The sequence below is a fragment of the Varibaculum massiliense genome, assembly GCF_900106855.1.
Lineage (GTDB): Bacteria > Actinomycetota > Actinomycetes > Actinomycetales > Actinomycetaceae > Varibaculum > Varibaculum massiliense.
Map to the genome: position 1 here is coordinate 2135400 of NZ_FNWI01000004.1, position 16452 is coordinate 2151851.

Genomic DNA, 16452 nt, shown 5'->3' on the forward strand with positions numbered 1-16452 from the left:
CATGTCAGTGTCGCTCCCTTTCATAAATTTAGAAAGCGGTGCATTCACGGTACCGAAATCGCGTTTCGTCTTAACTGTGAATCGAAACATTATTAATGTTTTTTATACAAGTTATGAAGTGGAAATGGAGAACTGCCTGGTCGCAAAGGTAGAATCTTCGTCACCTCTTCAACTGATAGCAAAGGGAGCGACACTGCTCGGTGACGGGTTTAAAATTGTAGTTTTAGGTTCGGCTCTTAGGCTTATTGTCGATAAACCAAGTATTAGTGCAAAATCCATCTCGATCGACACCTCACAAGCAACAGCTAAAGGTATAGAGAAAAATCAGATATCAGGAGATTCCTATACTTGGGTGTTTACATCTGTCCACGATAGCGCGCCTAAATATTTAAAGATTTCAAATCATGATTTCGAACTAAAAGCAAATAGAGTAATCGATGACTGGATGCAGCTCGCGCCAAAGGTCTTGCCCAAGCGCCAAGCAATGGTAGACCAGTGTTGGTGGACTTTGGGCGTCAATACTATTGAGATAAAAGTTCCACTTCAAAATAAAAAAGAGAAAGTAGTCAGTGTAGTAGTTCCTTCTAAAATAGGCTACGTAGGTCTTTGGCAGTGGGACACATACTTTATTTGTCTCGGGTTAGCTCATGCAAATGTTCGGATGGCTCTGGAGCTGTTAGACATTGCACTCTATGACTGTGGTGATGGGCAACTACCTGATGTAATTCATGAACACGGGATTTTGGCTTCGAGTCGGGATCTTCCCATCGCAGATTGCGCTCGCCTGGAAGCAGCAGGGTCACAGAGCGGTAGCAGAGGTCCGGTACCGCTCACGAAACCTCCTCTTGGGGCTTGGGCAGCTAATCGATTAATTAAGGATTTACCCGAGGAGAAAAAGCAGTATTGGATAAAGAAATGGTATCCCATTCTAGTAGCAAATAGTCGCTGGTGGATGAATCAAACTATGGGGGAGTATCCCATATATGCCCATCCGTATTCCTCCGGATTAGATGATTGTCCTATATTTGACGGAGCATTGCCGGTAATTAGTCCCGATTTGCTCGCTTATTTAGAAAATCAAGTAGAAATATTGGAATCTTGGGCAGTTGAGTTAGAGCTGTCCTCTGGAAGCGACTTATCTTCTGATCGCTTATTCCTAAAAGATACTCGTAAAAAACTTCATGCTTTATTGCAGAATTTATTCAATAAGGACTTGGGTATGTTTAAACCGGTGATACCGGGGCAAGAGTCCGCTCCTCGTACTATCGTGTCCTTGCTAGCTTGTTTTGCCGGTGGATTGACGGACATAGAAAAGAACGCATTGGCTGCAGATATAGAGAATTCGCAAACTTTTGCCAGTGATTTTGGTTTAACTACGGTAGCTCGGAATGAAGAAACTTACGTACCCAATCGCATGTGGCGCGGACCGGTATGGATAAATACCAATTATTTAGTCGCCGAAGGAATGGAACGTTCTGGGTTCTCTGAGCTAGCCAAACACTTACGTGAAAAAACCATGTATGCTCTAGAAACTGCAGGAGGTCCCATGGAACATTTTCACCCAGATAACGGGCAAAGAGCCGAATCTGCAACCGTAAATTTTGCCTGGTCTGCCGCACTGTATATCGATTTAGCTGTAATGGAGGCAAAGGAACAGCATGAATAACTGGGAGAATATCCATCAGCATTTTGCAGGTAAATTACCCTCCCATGCATACTTGTTATCTAGCGAAGATAGGCTGAGTGCCGAGAAACAGGGACGCGAAAAGGTTGCTGGTTATAAAAACTTGAGCGGTCAATGGAATTTCGCCTTCTTTAATAACCCGAAATCAGTTCCTAAACGGTTCACCCAGGAGTGGCAAGACGACTTTGAGACTGTCACTGTGCCACACATGTGGCAGTTTGACGGTTATGGAAAAATGGAATACACCGACGAGGGGTACCCATTTCCTATAGATCCGCCAACTGTACCAGCTGAAAATCCCACCGGTGCCTATCAAAAATGTTTCTATATTGATGAGTTATCTGAAAATAGGCAGTATATTTTGTGTTTTGATGGTGTTGAATCCTATTTTGAGGTCTATGTAAATGGAACTCCACTTGGTTGGTCTAAGGGTTCCCGCTTAACAGCAGAGTTCGACGTAACGCCCGTAATAAAAAAGGGAAATAACTTATTGTCTGTCAGAGTGCTACAGTATAGCGATGCGACTTATCTAGAAGACCAGGACATGTGGTGGGCGTCAGGTATTTTTCGCGATGTTTGGCTCTATGAACGTCCCAATAGATATGTGGCCGATTTTTTTATTAACACAACTGTGCACCATAGTGAATCTGACCAAGTTGAGAACTATGGGCGGGGATCGGCAACTTTAGATTTATCGGTTTGGATAGGCGATAGCAGAGCGAACAAGTATCCGAAAAATTCTGTGAAGCTAGCTTGGGAATTACAGGACAGACAACAATCCATAGCAAGCGGGCAGGTGCAGTCTATCGGAAACGAAGATGTGGAGCGACCTGCGGTTGATAATTCATGGATAGATGTGAGCGGGCAAATCCAAGAACTATCTCTGAACTACTACGAGGCGCAAATTTTGCTGCCCAATGTGACCTGGTGGAATCCGGAGAATCCCAAACTGTACGACTTGTACCTTACCCTGTACCAAGACGATGAGGTATTGGAAGTAATACGACACCGTGTAGGTTTCCGACAGGTTGAGATAAAAAACGGAAAACTGCTCTTGAACGGGCAGTATTTCAAAATGCATGGGGTAAATCGGCACGATTTTGATTCGGAAAAAGGCAGAGCTGTCGATATGAATCTGGTTCGTAGGGATCTGGATTTGATGAAAGAGCATAATATTAATGCAATACGTACAGCTCACTATCCAAACGATCCCCGGTTTTATGAACTTTGCGATGAAATGGGTTTTCTAGTAGTTGCGGAAGCAGATATGGAAACCCACGGGTTTGCAAATCTGGGAGATTTGTCGCGCATTACCAATGACCAGGAGTGGAAAGACTCCTTCGTCCACCGCATTGAGCGTCATGTATTTGCGCAACGCAATCATGCTTCTATCATCATTTGGTCAATGGGTAATGAATCTGGCTATGGGTGCAACATCAAGTCCATGGTAGAGCGGTGTCGAGAGTTGGATACGACTCGACCTATCCATTATGAAGAGGATCGCTACGCTGAGGTAGTAGATGTTATTTCCACCATGTACTCGCGTGTTTCTCAAATGTGTGACTTTGGGCAGCACCCTGCGCCGCAGCCCCGTATTATCTGCGAATATGGTCATGCGATGGGCAATGGTCCTGGGGGGTTAGCCGAATACCAGGCGGTTTTTGATCGCTATGACCATATCCAGGGACATTTTGTGTGGGAATGGATCGACCATGGGGTGCAAATTGGCAAGGGTAAGGATAAGGAAGCTTATCGTTACGGCGGTGATTTTGGAGATTATCCGAACAATGCGAATTTCTGCATCGATGGTTTAGTCTTCCCCTGGCGTGAACCTAGTCCTGGTCTGCAGCAATATGCAGCTTTATTGGCGCCAGTTCAGTTCGAATTTGATGGAAAACAAGTTTCTGTTCGAACTCGCAACTGGTTCACTGCTCTGCATGATATTTGTCTAGAAATACAAATTATTGCAGATCCAGGTGCAAACTCGAAACACAAAGCAGAATCAATAGTTAGGGCTCGCGTAAAGAGCGATAACTGTGAAGCTCTTAAAGGAACCGGCACAGTCTATGCAAGTGAAACTATCTTAATTGATAAACTGACGCCCGCCGAAAAATCTGTATTATCTGGCAGCAAACTGCTGAATGATATTCCGGAAATTATTTCTGCGAGAGCAGGAGAAGATCTTTTCCTGCAAATCAGAGTAGTTACTTTTGAGAGAGAAAATGAAAGCTTGCCATGTTCGCGTTACCCTGGTGCCGCGCAGTGGTCACTGAGTGAACTGATGCCCAGTAATCCCACCGGGATGAAAAGCTGCTGTAACTCAAGTTTGCCAAAGAATCTCTATGAAATTATCTCTAAAAAATCAGAATCTGAATTCGAGGTCAATACCAGTGGTGAATTATTTGATGGCACTCCAAGCAAGTTAGAAGTTAGTAAAAAAGGGTTTATTTACGAGTTTGATTTAGTAGGCGGTAAATTAAACAGATTGGCAACAAGGCGCGGAGAAAACCTCTTGGTAAAGTCTCCTGCTTTTAGCTTCTGGCAGCCGGTTATTGATAATCACGGTCAAGAAAATACAGAATTGTGGCAGCCTTATTATTTTGATGCTTTACAAGAATCAGTCAGAGAGGTCAAGTATTTTCAGGACGATGAAGGCTATCACGTAGATATCTATTCTCGAGTGGCTCCGCCTGCATGGGATTTTGGAATGCGCTGTCGATACCGGTGGACGATTTTAAAATCAGGAGTATTGAAACTGCAAATAGATGGGAAAAGTTACGGATCTTATCGTGATATTATCCCCCGGATTGGGATCACCTTCGCTTTGCGAAAAGAGCTATCACAAGTGGAATGGTGGGGGCTAGGTCCAGGGGAGAATTATCCAGATTCTTCCGCGGCCTGCTTCAATGGTCATTGGGGAGCGAATATTGAACAATTAAATACTCCCTATATCTATCCCCAGGCAAACGGTAATCGTGGAGAGGTACGGTGGTGCAAATTCTCCGTGGAGAGATTCGAGGCTAAACAGAACGAAAGGGCAGATGCGCTTCGCGACTCTCTGGTGATTTTAGCCGGAGACCGACCCTTGAATTTCAGTGCTTCCTACTTTTCTGATGAACAAGTTTCTCAGGCTAGACATAATGATGAACTAGTTCCAGAGGACAGCATCACTGTTAATCTTTGTCCGCAGGTACTGGGGTTGGGATCTAACTCTTGGGGGAGTGAAGTCTTGGACAGCTACCGCGTGCGGTTCGAGGATTTTTCTCATGAAATATTTATGTTACCGGGAGGCGTAGATGCAGTTCTTTGAGAATTTATCTCAGTTTCGGGCATGTTTAGGGAAGGTGAGGAAATGGGGACGTACATTAGAAGCAATTGAGGACAGTGAGAAATGTTTGCCGGGAGTAACCTACTCCGTGGGGGATTCTCTTACCTGGTTGAGAACAGTGCCAGTAGAAAAAAATAACGTTAATAAAAAACCGATAATGGTGGGCACTCAGTTCCCATCACTGGTAGGTAATCTGGCTGACGATGACTCCTTTGCCGGTATTTTGCCTATTCCTTCTTCAGATGAGCAAAATAACCATGCTCCTGCACTCGTAGCCTCTAGAAGATATCTATCAGTAATTTACTGTGAACAAGGGAAAATTCTTCTGGAATGGGCTCCGATTAACGAGCTGAGGGCAATAACGGAATACAGCGATCTTTCTGATAGGCAATATTTTACGCGCCCTCGTCTAACCTCAAATTCTGAAGATGGCGGTTACGTTTCTGGTTTGCGCACGGTTGCTTTAGAGCCGGGTAATTTGGTGATTTTTGATATTACAGAGGCAGTACGTATAGATTCCTCCTCTGAATTTACCGGGGTAACCTTGCGGGTGACAGTGGAAGAAAACTTCTTCCATAACAAATAAGTGGACGAGATTAAGTTATTTAGTCTGGTAGGCATCCTTTGATGCGCACTCGAAGTTTATCCTCGAGTCCAATGAGTACAGATCTTTTCAAAGCGGGGGAGGAAGATCTCTTTTTGCCAGCTTCTGGCAGCAGCTGCCTCCAATAGGGTTGCGGTATCATCTGATTTTTCCCAATAGGCGGCTACCTGCCGGATGGCGCTAGGAGAAAGCGCGCATTCTGCCCAAATCTGATTTTCCTGAGCCCAGGTGGCAACATCCTCTTTTAGCGTGCGGTAAAGCTGGGCACGCGCGGGATCAATTTTCTCCCAGGTTGCGATGGCCGTTATTTCATGCAATTTACGCAGCGGCGCTTTTCCTGGTAGCTGCTCACTGGGTAAGGATCGAACTTTCTTTATTGCCTGCCACCAGAGCCGGGCGTGACGGCGCAGCTGTCGGCGCTTCATTAAGGGGCGGGCAGACAGCTCCTGATAGCTACGAGGAGGCTGTAAGACCAAATCTACGAGGTCGCGGTTAGGTAGTACTCGGCTAGGGGCTAAATCTCGTTCCTTCGCTACCTGGTCTCGCTGATAGTAGAGCTCGCGCAATAAACCCAGCTGCCGGGGGGATTTAGCTTTTCCAGCGCCTTTTAAATGCCTCCAGGGATCGGTATCTGTTGGTCGGTGAAAGTTGGCCAAGGCGTAGGCGAACTCTTGCTCTGCCCAAGGCAGCCGTCCCGCCGCCTCTAGTTGTTCTTTGAGCGTAACTGCCAGCTCCACCAGATATTCCACATCCAGGGCCGCATAATCGAGCCACGATTGTTTGAGGGGACGCAATGACCAGTTTTCTCGAGTATGGTTCTTGGCTAGTTTTACCCCCAGCACTTCCTCGGTAACTGCCCCCAATCCCACGTGTTCATACCCCAGTAGTTTCGCTGCGATTTGAGTATCGAATAGGTGGGGAGCCTGCAAGCCTGCCCACTCCATGCACTCTAAATCTTCTTTGGCAGCGTGCAGCACCCAAGTACTGTTTTTGCAGGCAGCGCTAAAATCCGATAGATCCGGCAAGGTCAGAGGATCCAGTAAAACCAGGGGAGCGCTCTGCCCTTTCGCCTGAATCAAATAGGCCTTGTCCAGGTAACGGATACCGCTGGCGCGTTCAGTATCAAAAGCCACGTATTCGCCGGGACTACTATATTCGCGCAGACACTCCCGGTATTGCTGCTGGTTATCGGTGAGGGGAACCGACCCAAGGCGTGGACGGTAAAGGGTTTCGCTCATACCAGCTTTACCTGTCCCAGGCGAGATATTCCGGCGCTAACTTCCACCGAGTGTCCCGACATCATCGCTAAAAGTCGTGAGATTGCCCCCGCGTGGGGAGCCAGGTCATTTTCTAGGGGTGTCCAGGAGGCGCGCAGCTCCATTTCTGCAGATTCAGAGCGTTTTTCTAACTCTCCGAAGCTGGCCGAATGGGAGCGGGTGACCGATCCGGCAGCCTGGAAAAAACTGGCATTTGCCTGGGTCAAAAAATCGGTGAACCAGGACCAACAAACCTGGTCGGCTAGTGGTTCGGTAACCAGATCTACATCTACATGCGCACTTAGCATCGTCACTAGGCGAAAACGTCCCTGCCAGCCGGGTTGCTCCTGGGGGTCATAAAGAATCACGAGCCGCCCTGACCCGCCGCTATGGGAGTTATCCTCCAAGGAACCACAGTCCATGCGAATCGCAGCCGAAAAAGGAGCGATTCCATGGGGAGCAGGAATTTCACTGACTTCCACGTGAGAATCATAGGCGGCATGGCGCAAAGTGAGTAGAGCATCGGTAAACTCTGCAGGCGTCTTCTGATTCACTATTTCAGCGTAGGCAGGAAACCTCTGCTAAAGTCACTGCCACGCCGATAATCAGCCGACCTATCCCTGGGTATTGTCCAGAAAATATTAATCTGTGAGTATATTCGCGACATGAAAGAATAAAACGTAGGTGAAGGCTAAAAAATCAGTTTGGTAATATAGTTGACTCATGGCTTTTGAATCTCCAGAGGAAATTGCAGATAAAACTGCTGAAAAACGAGATTGCGCAATCTCGCTTCACTACCCTTGGGGAGGCTCGCGTAAAATAGCGGGGGTACTTGGTGGAGTTGGACCAGCAGCTACCGCTCATTTCTTACAACGTGTTGTGGACTTTACGGATGCGCATACTGATCAAGACAATGTAGATTTAATCGTTACCCAGCGCTCCTCGACGCCGGATAGAACCCTATCGATTACTGATCCTTCAGCACCGAATCCAACAGCATCGCTTTTAAGAGATGCTAGTATTCTGCAGAAGGCGGGGGCTGACTTCTTAGTAATGCCTTGTAATACTGGCATGTACCACTTAAATCAGGTCAAGGGTGATCTTCCGTTACCGTTAATAGACACTGTTAAAGTAACTGTGAACCATTTGCTAGATCGCCTGGGTGGTGGGAAAAAAATAGCTATCCTAGGGACAGTAGGTACCCGCACTACGGGGCTATATGAGCAGGCAACTCGCGATTTAGATATTGAGGTGGGATATCCCTCTGAAGATTTACAAGAGATTGTCACTAACATTATTTATGAACACGTGAAAGCAAATGTGCCGGTACCGGAAGATTTGTGGAACAACCTGTTGAGCGGTCTTGACACCGCAGGATTTGACGGGGCGATTACGGGTTGCACCGAGCTATCAATAGCTCAGGCAGCATTACCCAATAACGTATTACCTATTACAGATTCAGTTGATGCATTAGCGATTGAAACGGTTAAAGCTGCCGGCGCAAAACTCAAACCTACGTTTGCTGAATAAAAATTAGAGAAAAGGAATATGACTTTGAGGAAACAGAAACCGAACGAAGATTTTATTCCCATTGTTTTAAGTGCGGATATCGGCGCCTATTCAATGGCCAGATCTTTTGCCGAAGAATGGTCGGTACGCCCGGTAATCCTTACGTATAAACAAATTCTCGGACCAATCGCCAATTCAAAACTATTTGACGTAATCGTGGTCAAGCCTAATCAGATTACCAATCCAGCAAGCGAATATCCGCTTATAGATTATCTGTTAGAGAATGTTGGTGAGCTGAAGAATAGGTACCCAGGTAAAAAGCTGGTTATCTGTCCAGAGGCAGATTCCCATGTATTTGGTCTTGCTGAAAATCACGAAGTATTAGCGCGTAATTATTTATTTCAGGTACCCTCTGTGGAATTGCTTGATGCTACCAATAGCAAAGTAGCATTTGCAAAGATTGCAGAGCAGAACAACATTCCTTGTCCAACGACTATTGACTTTTACCTTACCGATGGTCTTGAACATATATTGGAACTATTTGTAAATTCGGCTACGGCATTTCCAATTGTGCTTAAACCGGCAGCCTCATACGGATATGAGGGACTAAAATTTCCCGGTAAAGCTAAGGTTTATTTCATTGATAACATGGAGCAGCTTAAGAAAATTTTAAAGCTGCTAATTAAGGAAACCAGTGGACACCCAGATGCTAACCATTTTGTTATTCAACAGCGAATATTAGGGGATGACACCTATAACTTCCATGTTATGTGTTATGTAAATTCTGAAGGTAAAACAGCATTTAGCGTTTCTAGTCACCTGTTGCTCGAAGACCATAACCCTACCGCTGTCGGTAACCCCGCAGCGCTGATAACTGAGAGTTTTCCCAATTTAACTGCACCCGCAATTAGGTTCCTTGAAGGATTGAACTGGCGCGGTTTCGCCAATTTTGATATTAAAGTTGATCCACAGGATGGTAAAGCCTATTTCTTTGAGGTTAATCCTCGTATCGGAAGATCGAACTATTACAGTACTGCTGCAGGAATGAATCCCATGCGGGTGTTTATTGATGATTTGGTCTACGATCGGCGCTATTTGGTACCTACCCGACAGCGAAAAGTACTGTATTCTATTTTGCCTGAGCCCTTAGTGGTGCTGTATACCCGAGGAAAGCTACGGCGTCAGGTTCTGAAACTTGTCGCTAGGCGGCGCACTGCTAATCCTTTAAGTTCTCCCGCGGAACGGGAATTTTCTCTACGTTATCTGCGGCGTTGGTTTTACGTGACCGCAAGTACCTGGAAACATATATTAAAATATCATCGTTATTTTCCGCTCTCGAAGGCTCGTGAACTCGGCGGTGGCGACTATGTTCCCAGTTCTAATCTGGGAAAAGAATCCTGAGTTGTATTGTCGGGAAGAAAGCCAGGCACACGTCTGCGCTAACCCAACCCTAGATGCTCGATTCCGGACAATCGCCGGATTTCCGCAGTTTTAAAGGAACGAAAGCCAGCAGGTAGCGCTACTCTAAGCGATGATTAGCAGGGTGTCTTCACCTGAGATTTTTTGGGGCGCGCTCTCCAGTTTCCCGTTAGTGAAGGAAAAATAGTTTCCTTCGGGCAGATGCGTGACAATCTCGCTGATGTTAACGGGCTTGCGATGTAAATTCACTATTACCTGAGCGTGCTCTGCCTTCAGAACCAGCAGCTTTCGCTGGCGCTCAAGAGCAATAAAATCAGCAAATACGCCCTCGTGACGCAGCGCGATTAAGTGCCGATACCAGGCGAGCATCTTTTTATGCTCAACCTCAGAAAGCTCCTGCCACAGCAGCTTAGAGTTGAGGAAAGTAGAAAGCGCTTGCGGAGAGGGCACCTCTACCTCACCGCCATAAATTTTGTCCCAATCATGGGAGGCAAACTCGCGTTTGCGTCCCTCATCTACCGCTTTACCAATACCTTCATCCGCATAGTCGGTAAAGAACTGGAAACGCGAACGGCTGCCCCATTCTTCGCCCTGGAAAAGCATCGGCGTAAACGGAGAGGCTAAAATCAAAGCAGCTTGACCAGCTAAAAGTCCGGGAGAAAGTTTTTCGCTAGGGCGATCTCCTAAAGCCCGATTACCTACCTGGTCATGGTTGGAAGCAAAACCAAAGAAACGGTTACGTTCCATATCTGCCGGAACCGGAGCCCCCCAATTCTTGCCGCGGAAACTAGAAAAGGTGCCGTTATGGTAAAACACCTGCGAATATATCTTGCTCAGCGCCTCGGGATCAGCAAAATCTTCGTAATAGCCTTGAGTTTCTCCAGTAAAAGCTACGTGAATACCATGGTGAATATCGTCATCCCATTGACCATCCATTCCGTAGCCACCCTCATCAACCGCGGTAACCATTAGGGGATCGTTAAGATCAGATTCGGCCACCAAAGTAAGCGGCCTGCCTAACTCTTCCGAAAGGTCGTGAACTTCTTGCGAAAGTTCCGCTAAAAGATGCAGTTCAGAATCATCTTGGATTTCATGAACCGCATCTAGGCGCAGACCGTCAAACCCATAGTCAGCCAGCAAAGCCACAGCCGCCCCGACTAAGAAATCTCGTACCGGCTCGCTATCCGGTCCATCTAGGTTATAGCCATCGCCCCAGGGAGTTACGTGGCGGGCAGAAAAATAAGGTGCAAACTGACTCAAATAGTTTCCGGAAGAGCCCAAATGATTCAGCACTAAATCCTGGGCAACCGCAATTTCAAGTTTGTGTGCCTCATCGATAAAAGCCACCAAATCTTCCGGGGTGCCGTAGGGGTTAAACAGGGCATATAGCCCCACCCCGTCATAGCCCCAACCGCGCTCTCCAGGGAAAACCGCTGTAGGCATCAGCTCAATGACTTCGACTCCCAAATCAGCGAGATAGGGGAGTTTCTCAATGGCTGCCCGCAAGGTTCCCTGGGCAGTGAAAGTCCCAATATGTAGTTCGTACCAGACCTTCCCCAAAAGTTTTCCATCGGGTTGCCAGTTAGAACCGCGTTTAAGGGCGGCAATATCGGCAGTTTTTACCCACAGTTCACTGCCAGGAACATACACGCGCGCCCTGGGGTCAGGGAAGGGACCGTTTCCCTCTACCTCAAAGGCATAGACGGTGCCGTTGGGGAGCGACCGCGGAGCCAGCCACCACTGACCATGCTGAATCATGGGAGTTTTTCGAGGATTATCCGGCGAGCCTACCAGCAGGTTAACCTGCTCTTTTCCTGGCGCCCACAGCGGTACTCGTTCGCATCCGGCTTTCAGTTCCCAGGGAGGAACCCCCTCAAAATCCCAGTCATAGGAATCTAGATTCATCTATTCCACCCGCTCCAATATCCGCGCGCCGCGTTTGGCTAGAAGTTCCTCCAGGCTCTGGATTCCTCCGGAGAAAACCTCATTGGAACAAATATCTTTCCAGGATCCTTCCGGCAAAACCACGGTATGTTCCGGGCTGAAATCACCTTGATAACGGGCAAGGACACCGGCCAGGCGGCGGGCAAGAGTGACGATTTGCGGCCCGTCATTTTCGGTTCCCCGCGCAAAAGCTACCGCGTATCCGGTAGAGAGGGCGAGCGCCTCATAGGAGGCAGCAGCAGAAACGAAACACTCGGGGCGGCGGCGCCGCAGCCGCAAAATAGCGGCCGTCAAGCTCAGTTTCAAATCATCTATTGCCGGGTCTCCGCCATGATCTAGACCTTCCTGGTCAAGTCGAGATAGCGTTCCTGCCAGCGCCGTGAAATCTACCGGACGGCGATTATCCGGGTCTACCAGCGAAGTTTGGGTTATCTCCGAGCCTTGATAAACATCGGCTACCCCCGGCATGGTAAGTTGCAAAGCCTTATTAGCTACGATGGTGTAGCGGGTGACTAGACCGGTTTCGCTTTGCCAACGGGAAACAATCTCGGCTACCTGCGGATCCGACAGGATCTTTTCTGCATAATCTAGTAGTTCTTTTTCCCGGCTCTGATCAGGGGCAGTCCAGGTAGTCCAAGTTTTTTGTTCCCTAATCGCCTTAACTAGATATTGGCGCAGTCGGGAGGGTGAAATCGGGCCGTTATCATCCCAGGTGCCGATGAGGGTTTGCCACAGCATATTTTCACTGCGACCATCTAAGTCATTAGGGCAATAAGGCTGAGTCACCGCGCGCAGATCTGAAACTATTTCCGCCCAGAGCGTGGGGTATTGGCTGATTACCGCCAGCCGCATCCGCACGTCCTCGCAACGTTTAGTGTCATGCGTAGAGTTGGTGGTCATAGTGGATGGCCAGTTAGTTTGAATATCGCGGGCAAAAAGGTGCAGGCTATCGGAAGAAATTCCGAAGGCTTGCGGGTTAGAGCCCACTTCATTTAGACACAGCAGGTGGGTCCAACGATAGAAGGTAGTATCTTCTACCCCTTTAGCCATGACCGCTCCACAAACCTGCTGGAAACGCACCAAAAATTCTTGCCGATCCAGGTCGCTTTGTTTTAGGGCAGCGGATCCGATTTCATCCCCGAGTACCAGGGCGATCACCACCGCCATGGTGTCAGCATGCTCCGGTTCCAGGTGGCGCAGCGCCCTCGTTCCGGCGGCTGTAACAATTTCTCGGGAGAGGGCGGGGGCGGGTTGCCCGGCAGTTACGTAGGCGCGGTAGCAGGGCATTTCGATAATCAGTTCCCGCAAACAATCAACTAGGTAACGGAAAGTGTAATCGCGCAAGCGGAAATCGTTTTGACATATTTTCCACACCAGCTGCCCGATGCGTCGCACTTCCGCTGCCAGGGAAGTATCAATTATTTGCGCCTTGGCTTCGCGTTGTATATGCGGATAGGAGGAGGGTGAATCTGCAGTCAAAGTCTGCATCAAGGTTCCCAGTGGCAAGGAGGCGCGTGGGTCTATCTGCAGGGCGGTTAGCCGCCAAGAAGTGTCATAGCCGGTAGTGCCAGCAATCGGCCAGTCGCTAGGCAGTCGCTCGGCGTCCTCGAGAATCTTTTCTCCCGCGATCCAAGCGCCCCCAGTAGCTTGAGAAAGCCAATGAAAATAGCCGCCCGGGTCAGCTAAGCCGTCAGGGTGGTCAACCCGGAAAGCATCGATGTAGCCGGCGTTGAACAGTTCCAGTAGCAAAGCGTGGGTAGAGTCAAAAACATCGCGTTCTTCTACCCGCAGCGCCGCCAGGGTATCTACATCGAAGAAACGGCGATAGTTGAGTTCCTCATCAGCCACTTTCCAATGCGCCAGGCGGTAATGTTGCCGTTCCACCAAGACTTCCAGGGGGAGGGCTTCGGTGCCGGCAGCTACTGGGAAGTAGTGGTCATAGTAGCGCAGAATCCACTGCTCGCCGCGTTCTGGCTCGGTAGGAATCACCATCTGCTCAAGTTTGAGTTCCTGGTCAGCGAGAACCTGCCCGATGCGCTTACCCAGGATAGGCATCAGAATCGGTTGGTCAATATCAATATCGAACCAGTGTGCATAGGGGGATTCCTTTCCCCTCTTCAACACTGACCACATTGGCCGGTTAATCCACACCGGGGTTGGCACCGCCATGTGGTTAGGTACCAGGTCAACCACGATTCCAAACCCGGTCTGGTGGGCAGCATCGGCTAGTTTTTCAAACTGTTCGCGCCCCCCAAGTTCTTTAGAAATATGTTTATGATCAACTACGTCATATCCGTGCATAGAGCCGGGAACCGCCTGCAAAATGGGGGAGAGGAACAGGTCAGTTATCCCCAAATCTCGCCAATACCCCAGGTGTTTGCGCGCGTCTTCGAAAGTGAAATCAGAACTTAACTGAATTCGATAAGTGCTGATGGGAGTATGTCTATCTTCTGCTGGCAGGTGGGAGTGTTGGCTGGTCATTTAAATCTCCTTAAAATTATTCCTCCGCTACTTCGCGGATCAGCACCACTACCGAGCGATCTAGTAGCTCTAGCTGGTCATTTTCACTGTACTCAGTTTCGTTATCTGGGACGTCATCCATAGTGGAAATGGCGATCTTCCAGCCTGAGCCGTAACCTTCCGGAATCTGGAAAGTGCAAGGTTCCGGGTCGGCGTTAAACAGCAACAAGAAGGAATCATCCACAATGCGTTGTCCGCGAGAATCAGGCTCGCGAATAGCTTCGCCATTCAAGAAAATTGTTAGCGAACGTGCTTCCTCATTATTCCAGGCTTCCTCGGTCATTATTTGTCCATCGGGAGCGAACCAGTCGATCTCGCCCAGCTCAGATTGTCCGCCGCGCGAAGGGGCGCCCGCAAAGAAGCGGCGGCGATGGAACACCGGATGGTCATTGCGGAACTTAATCAGATGTTTGGTGAACTTTAGGAGTTTATTTCGGTAGTCGTCCTCATCGGCTTCCTCGAAGGACCAATCCATCCAAGAAAGTTCGTTGTCTTGGCAATATGTATTGTTATTTCCTTTTTGAGTACGGGCAATCTCGTCTCCCATAGGCAGCATCGGTACCCCTTGGGAGAGGAATAGGGTCGTCAGGAAGTTCCGGTGCTGACGCGCCCTAAGTTTATTAATCTCCGGGTCATCGGTGGGACCTTCCACTCCACAGTTCCAGGAGCGGTTATGGGATTCCCCATCGCCTCCGTCCTCACCATTAGCATCGTTATGCTTCTCGTTATAGGAAACTAGGTCGTGCATAGTGAAACCGTCGTGGGCAGTAACGAAGTTGATAGAAGCATTCGGGCGGCGCCCACTTTGTTCATACAAATCGGCGCTGCCGCAGAAGCGGGAGGCGAACTCGGGCAAGGTGGCATAGTTGCCGCGCCAAAAGTCCCGGACAGTGTCCCGATATTTGCCGTTCCATTCGCTCCACATGGAAGGGAAACCACCCACCTGGTAGCCGCCATCGCCTACGTCCCAAGGTTCGGCGATTAGTTTCAGCTGGGAAAGTACCGGGTCTTGGTGGATAATATCGAAAAATGCCGACAGCTTGTCTACATCGTGCAGCTCGCGCGCCAAGGTAGATGCCAGGTCGAAGCGGAAACCATCCACGTGCATCTCGATTGCCCAATAGCGCAAAGAGTCCATAATCAGTTGCAGCACTGCAGGGGAGCGCATCAGCAGAGAGTTTCCGGTTCCGGTGGTGTCGAAATAGTGTTCTTTGTCGTCCTCTACCAGGCGATAGTAAGAGGCGTTATCCAGCCCTTTGAAAGAGAGAGTCGGCCCCATGTGGTTGCCCTCGGCGGTGTGGTTATAGACCACGTCCAGGATTACTTCAATCCCCGCTTGATGCAGGTTTTTCACCATTTGCTTGAACTCTTGGACTTGCCCATCGACCACATCTTGGGAACGGTATTGGGCGTGGGGAGCGAAGAATCCGATGGTGTTATAGCCCCAATAGTTTGATAGTCCCCGCTCTTGCAGGGTGGAGTCGTTAACGAACTGGTGTACCGGCATCAGTTCGAGGGCGTTTACTCCTAGATTTTTCAGATATTCGATAGTCACCGGGTTGGCAATCCCGGCATAAGTGCCGCGTTCTTTTTCCGGGATCTGTTCGTTTAGTTTGGTGAACCCTTTGACGTGTGCCTCGTAAATAACCAGTTTATGCAGGTCATGTCCGGGTGGGCGATCGTTTCCCCAATCGAAATAGGGAGTGGTCACTACCGAAACCGCCATATCCGGCAAGGAATCGTCATGGTTTGTCTCGCTGGGGTCGTTCCAGTCGTAGGAATATAAAGACTGCTTTGCTCCCACCACGCCATCAGTTGCCCTCGCATAAGGGTCGAGCAAAAACTTATTGATGTCGCAGCGGTGTCCTTGTGCTGGATCGTAAGGGCCTTCAACTCGGAAACCATAACGCTGTTCATCTCGCAGCCCCGGAATATAGCAATGCCACACGTGGTGGTCGACTTCGCGCAGTTCGATGCGTTCTTCGCTGCCGTCTTCTGCTATTAAACAAAGATAGACTTTGGTTGCGACCTCGCTAAATACTGCAAAGTTTACCCCGGCTCCATCGTATGTAGCGCCGAGCGGATACGGTTTCCCTGGCCAAATCTCCATGCTTCTAGGTTGTCACAAAACGCAGCATTTAGCACTTAGTTACAGCTGAATAGCAAAGATGCGGGAGATAGCACAGCG

General features: G+C 48.7%; 10 protein-coding genes. 5 read left to right on the forward strand and 5 right to left on the reverse strand.

The features are described from left to right. Position 1: 1 nt before the first annotated feature. The 3 genes from BQ5456_RS09415 to BQ5456_RS09425 are packed head-to-tail and all read left to right on the forward strand — an operon-like array spanning position 2 to position 5598. A complete protein-coding gene (locus tag BQ5456_RS09415) occupies positions 2-1666 on the forward strand; it encodes an MGH1-like glycoside hydrolase domain-containing protein (RefSeq protein ID WP_071129743.1) in 1665 nt (554 codons plus the stop codon). Continuing rightward, positions 1659-4994 carry a glycoside hydrolase family 2 gene (locus tag BQ5456_RS09420; protein ID WP_071129744.1) on the forward strand — a complete coding sequence of 1112 codons (3336 nt, stop codon included), beginning with the start codon at positions 1659-1661 and terminating at the stop codon, positions 4992-4994. The genes BQ5456_RS09415 and BQ5456_RS09420 overlap by 8 nt, the downstream gene beginning before the upstream one ends. Next, the gene (locus tag BQ5456_RS09425) at positions 4981-5598 is read left to right on the forward strand and encodes a NanQ anomerase/TabA/YiaL family protein (RefSeq protein ID WP_071129745.1); all 618 of its coding nucleotides are present in this window, start codon (positions 4981-4983) and stop codon (positions 5596-5598) included. The genes BQ5456_RS09420 and BQ5456_RS09425 overlap by 14 nt, the downstream gene beginning before the upstream one ends. A gap of 56 nt (positions 5599-5654) precedes the next feature. On the opposite strand, the gene BQ5456_RS09430 is transcribed toward BQ5456_RS09425, so the two are convergent. Both BQ5456_RS09430 and BQ5456_RS09435 read right to left on the reverse strand, forming a co-directional pair. Next, the gene (locus tag BQ5456_RS09430) at positions 5655-6854 is read right to left on the reverse strand and encodes an HRDC domain-containing protein (protein WP_071129746.1); all 1200 of its coding nucleotides are present in this window, start codon (positions 6852-6854) and stop codon (positions 5655-5657) included. Next, on the reverse strand, positions 6851-7426 hold the full coding sequence (locus tag BQ5456_RS09435) for a DUF3000 family protein (RefSeq protein WP_159428789.1): 576 nt from the start codon (positions 7424-7426) through the stop codon (positions 6851-6853). The genes BQ5456_RS09430 and BQ5456_RS09435 overlap by 4 nt, the downstream gene beginning before the upstream one ends. Before the next feature lie 169 nt (positions 7427-7595). Here BQ5456_RS09435 and BQ5456_RS09440 point away from each other — a divergent pair, with 169 nt between their 5' ends. Then, positions 7596-8402 (forward strand): aspartate/glutamate racemase family protein, encoded by an 807-nt coding sequence (locus BQ5456_RS09440; RefSeq protein WP_083378467.1) that lies wholly within the window; start codon positions 7596-7598, stop codon positions 8400-8402. An 18-nt stretch (positions 8403-8420) separates the two neighbouring features. Further along, complete coding sequence (locus BQ5456_RS09445; protein WP_071129748.1) at positions 8421-9782, forward strand: carboxylate--amine ligase; 1362 nt, start codon at positions 8421-8423, stop codon at positions 9780-9782. Between the two features lie 123 nt (positions 9783-9905). Here the strand turns inward: BQ5456_RS09445 and treZ are convergent, their stop codons facing one another. From treZ to glgX, 3 genes are read right to left on the reverse strand one after another with little or no spacing between them, the layout of a single operon-like run. Beyond that, positions 9906-11705 (reverse strand): malto-oligosyltrehalose trehalohydrolase, encoded by a 1800-nt coding sequence (gene treZ, locus BQ5456_RS09450; RefSeq protein ID WP_071129749.1) that lies wholly within the window; start codon positions 11703-11705, stop codon positions 9906-9908. Then, positions 11706-14225 (reverse strand): malto-oligosyltrehalose synthase, encoded by a 2520-nt coding sequence (gene treY, locus BQ5456_RS09455; protein ID WP_071129750.1) that lies wholly within the window; start codon positions 14223-14225, stop codon positions 11706-11708. Positions 14226-14241: 16 nt separating this feature from the next. Next, positions 14242-16374, reverse strand: a complete 2133-nt coding sequence (gene glgX, locus BQ5456_RS09460; protein ID WP_071129751.1) for a glycogen debranching protein GlgX — start codon at positions 16372-16374, stop codon at positions 14242-14244. Positions 16375-16452: the final 78 nt, after the last annotated feature.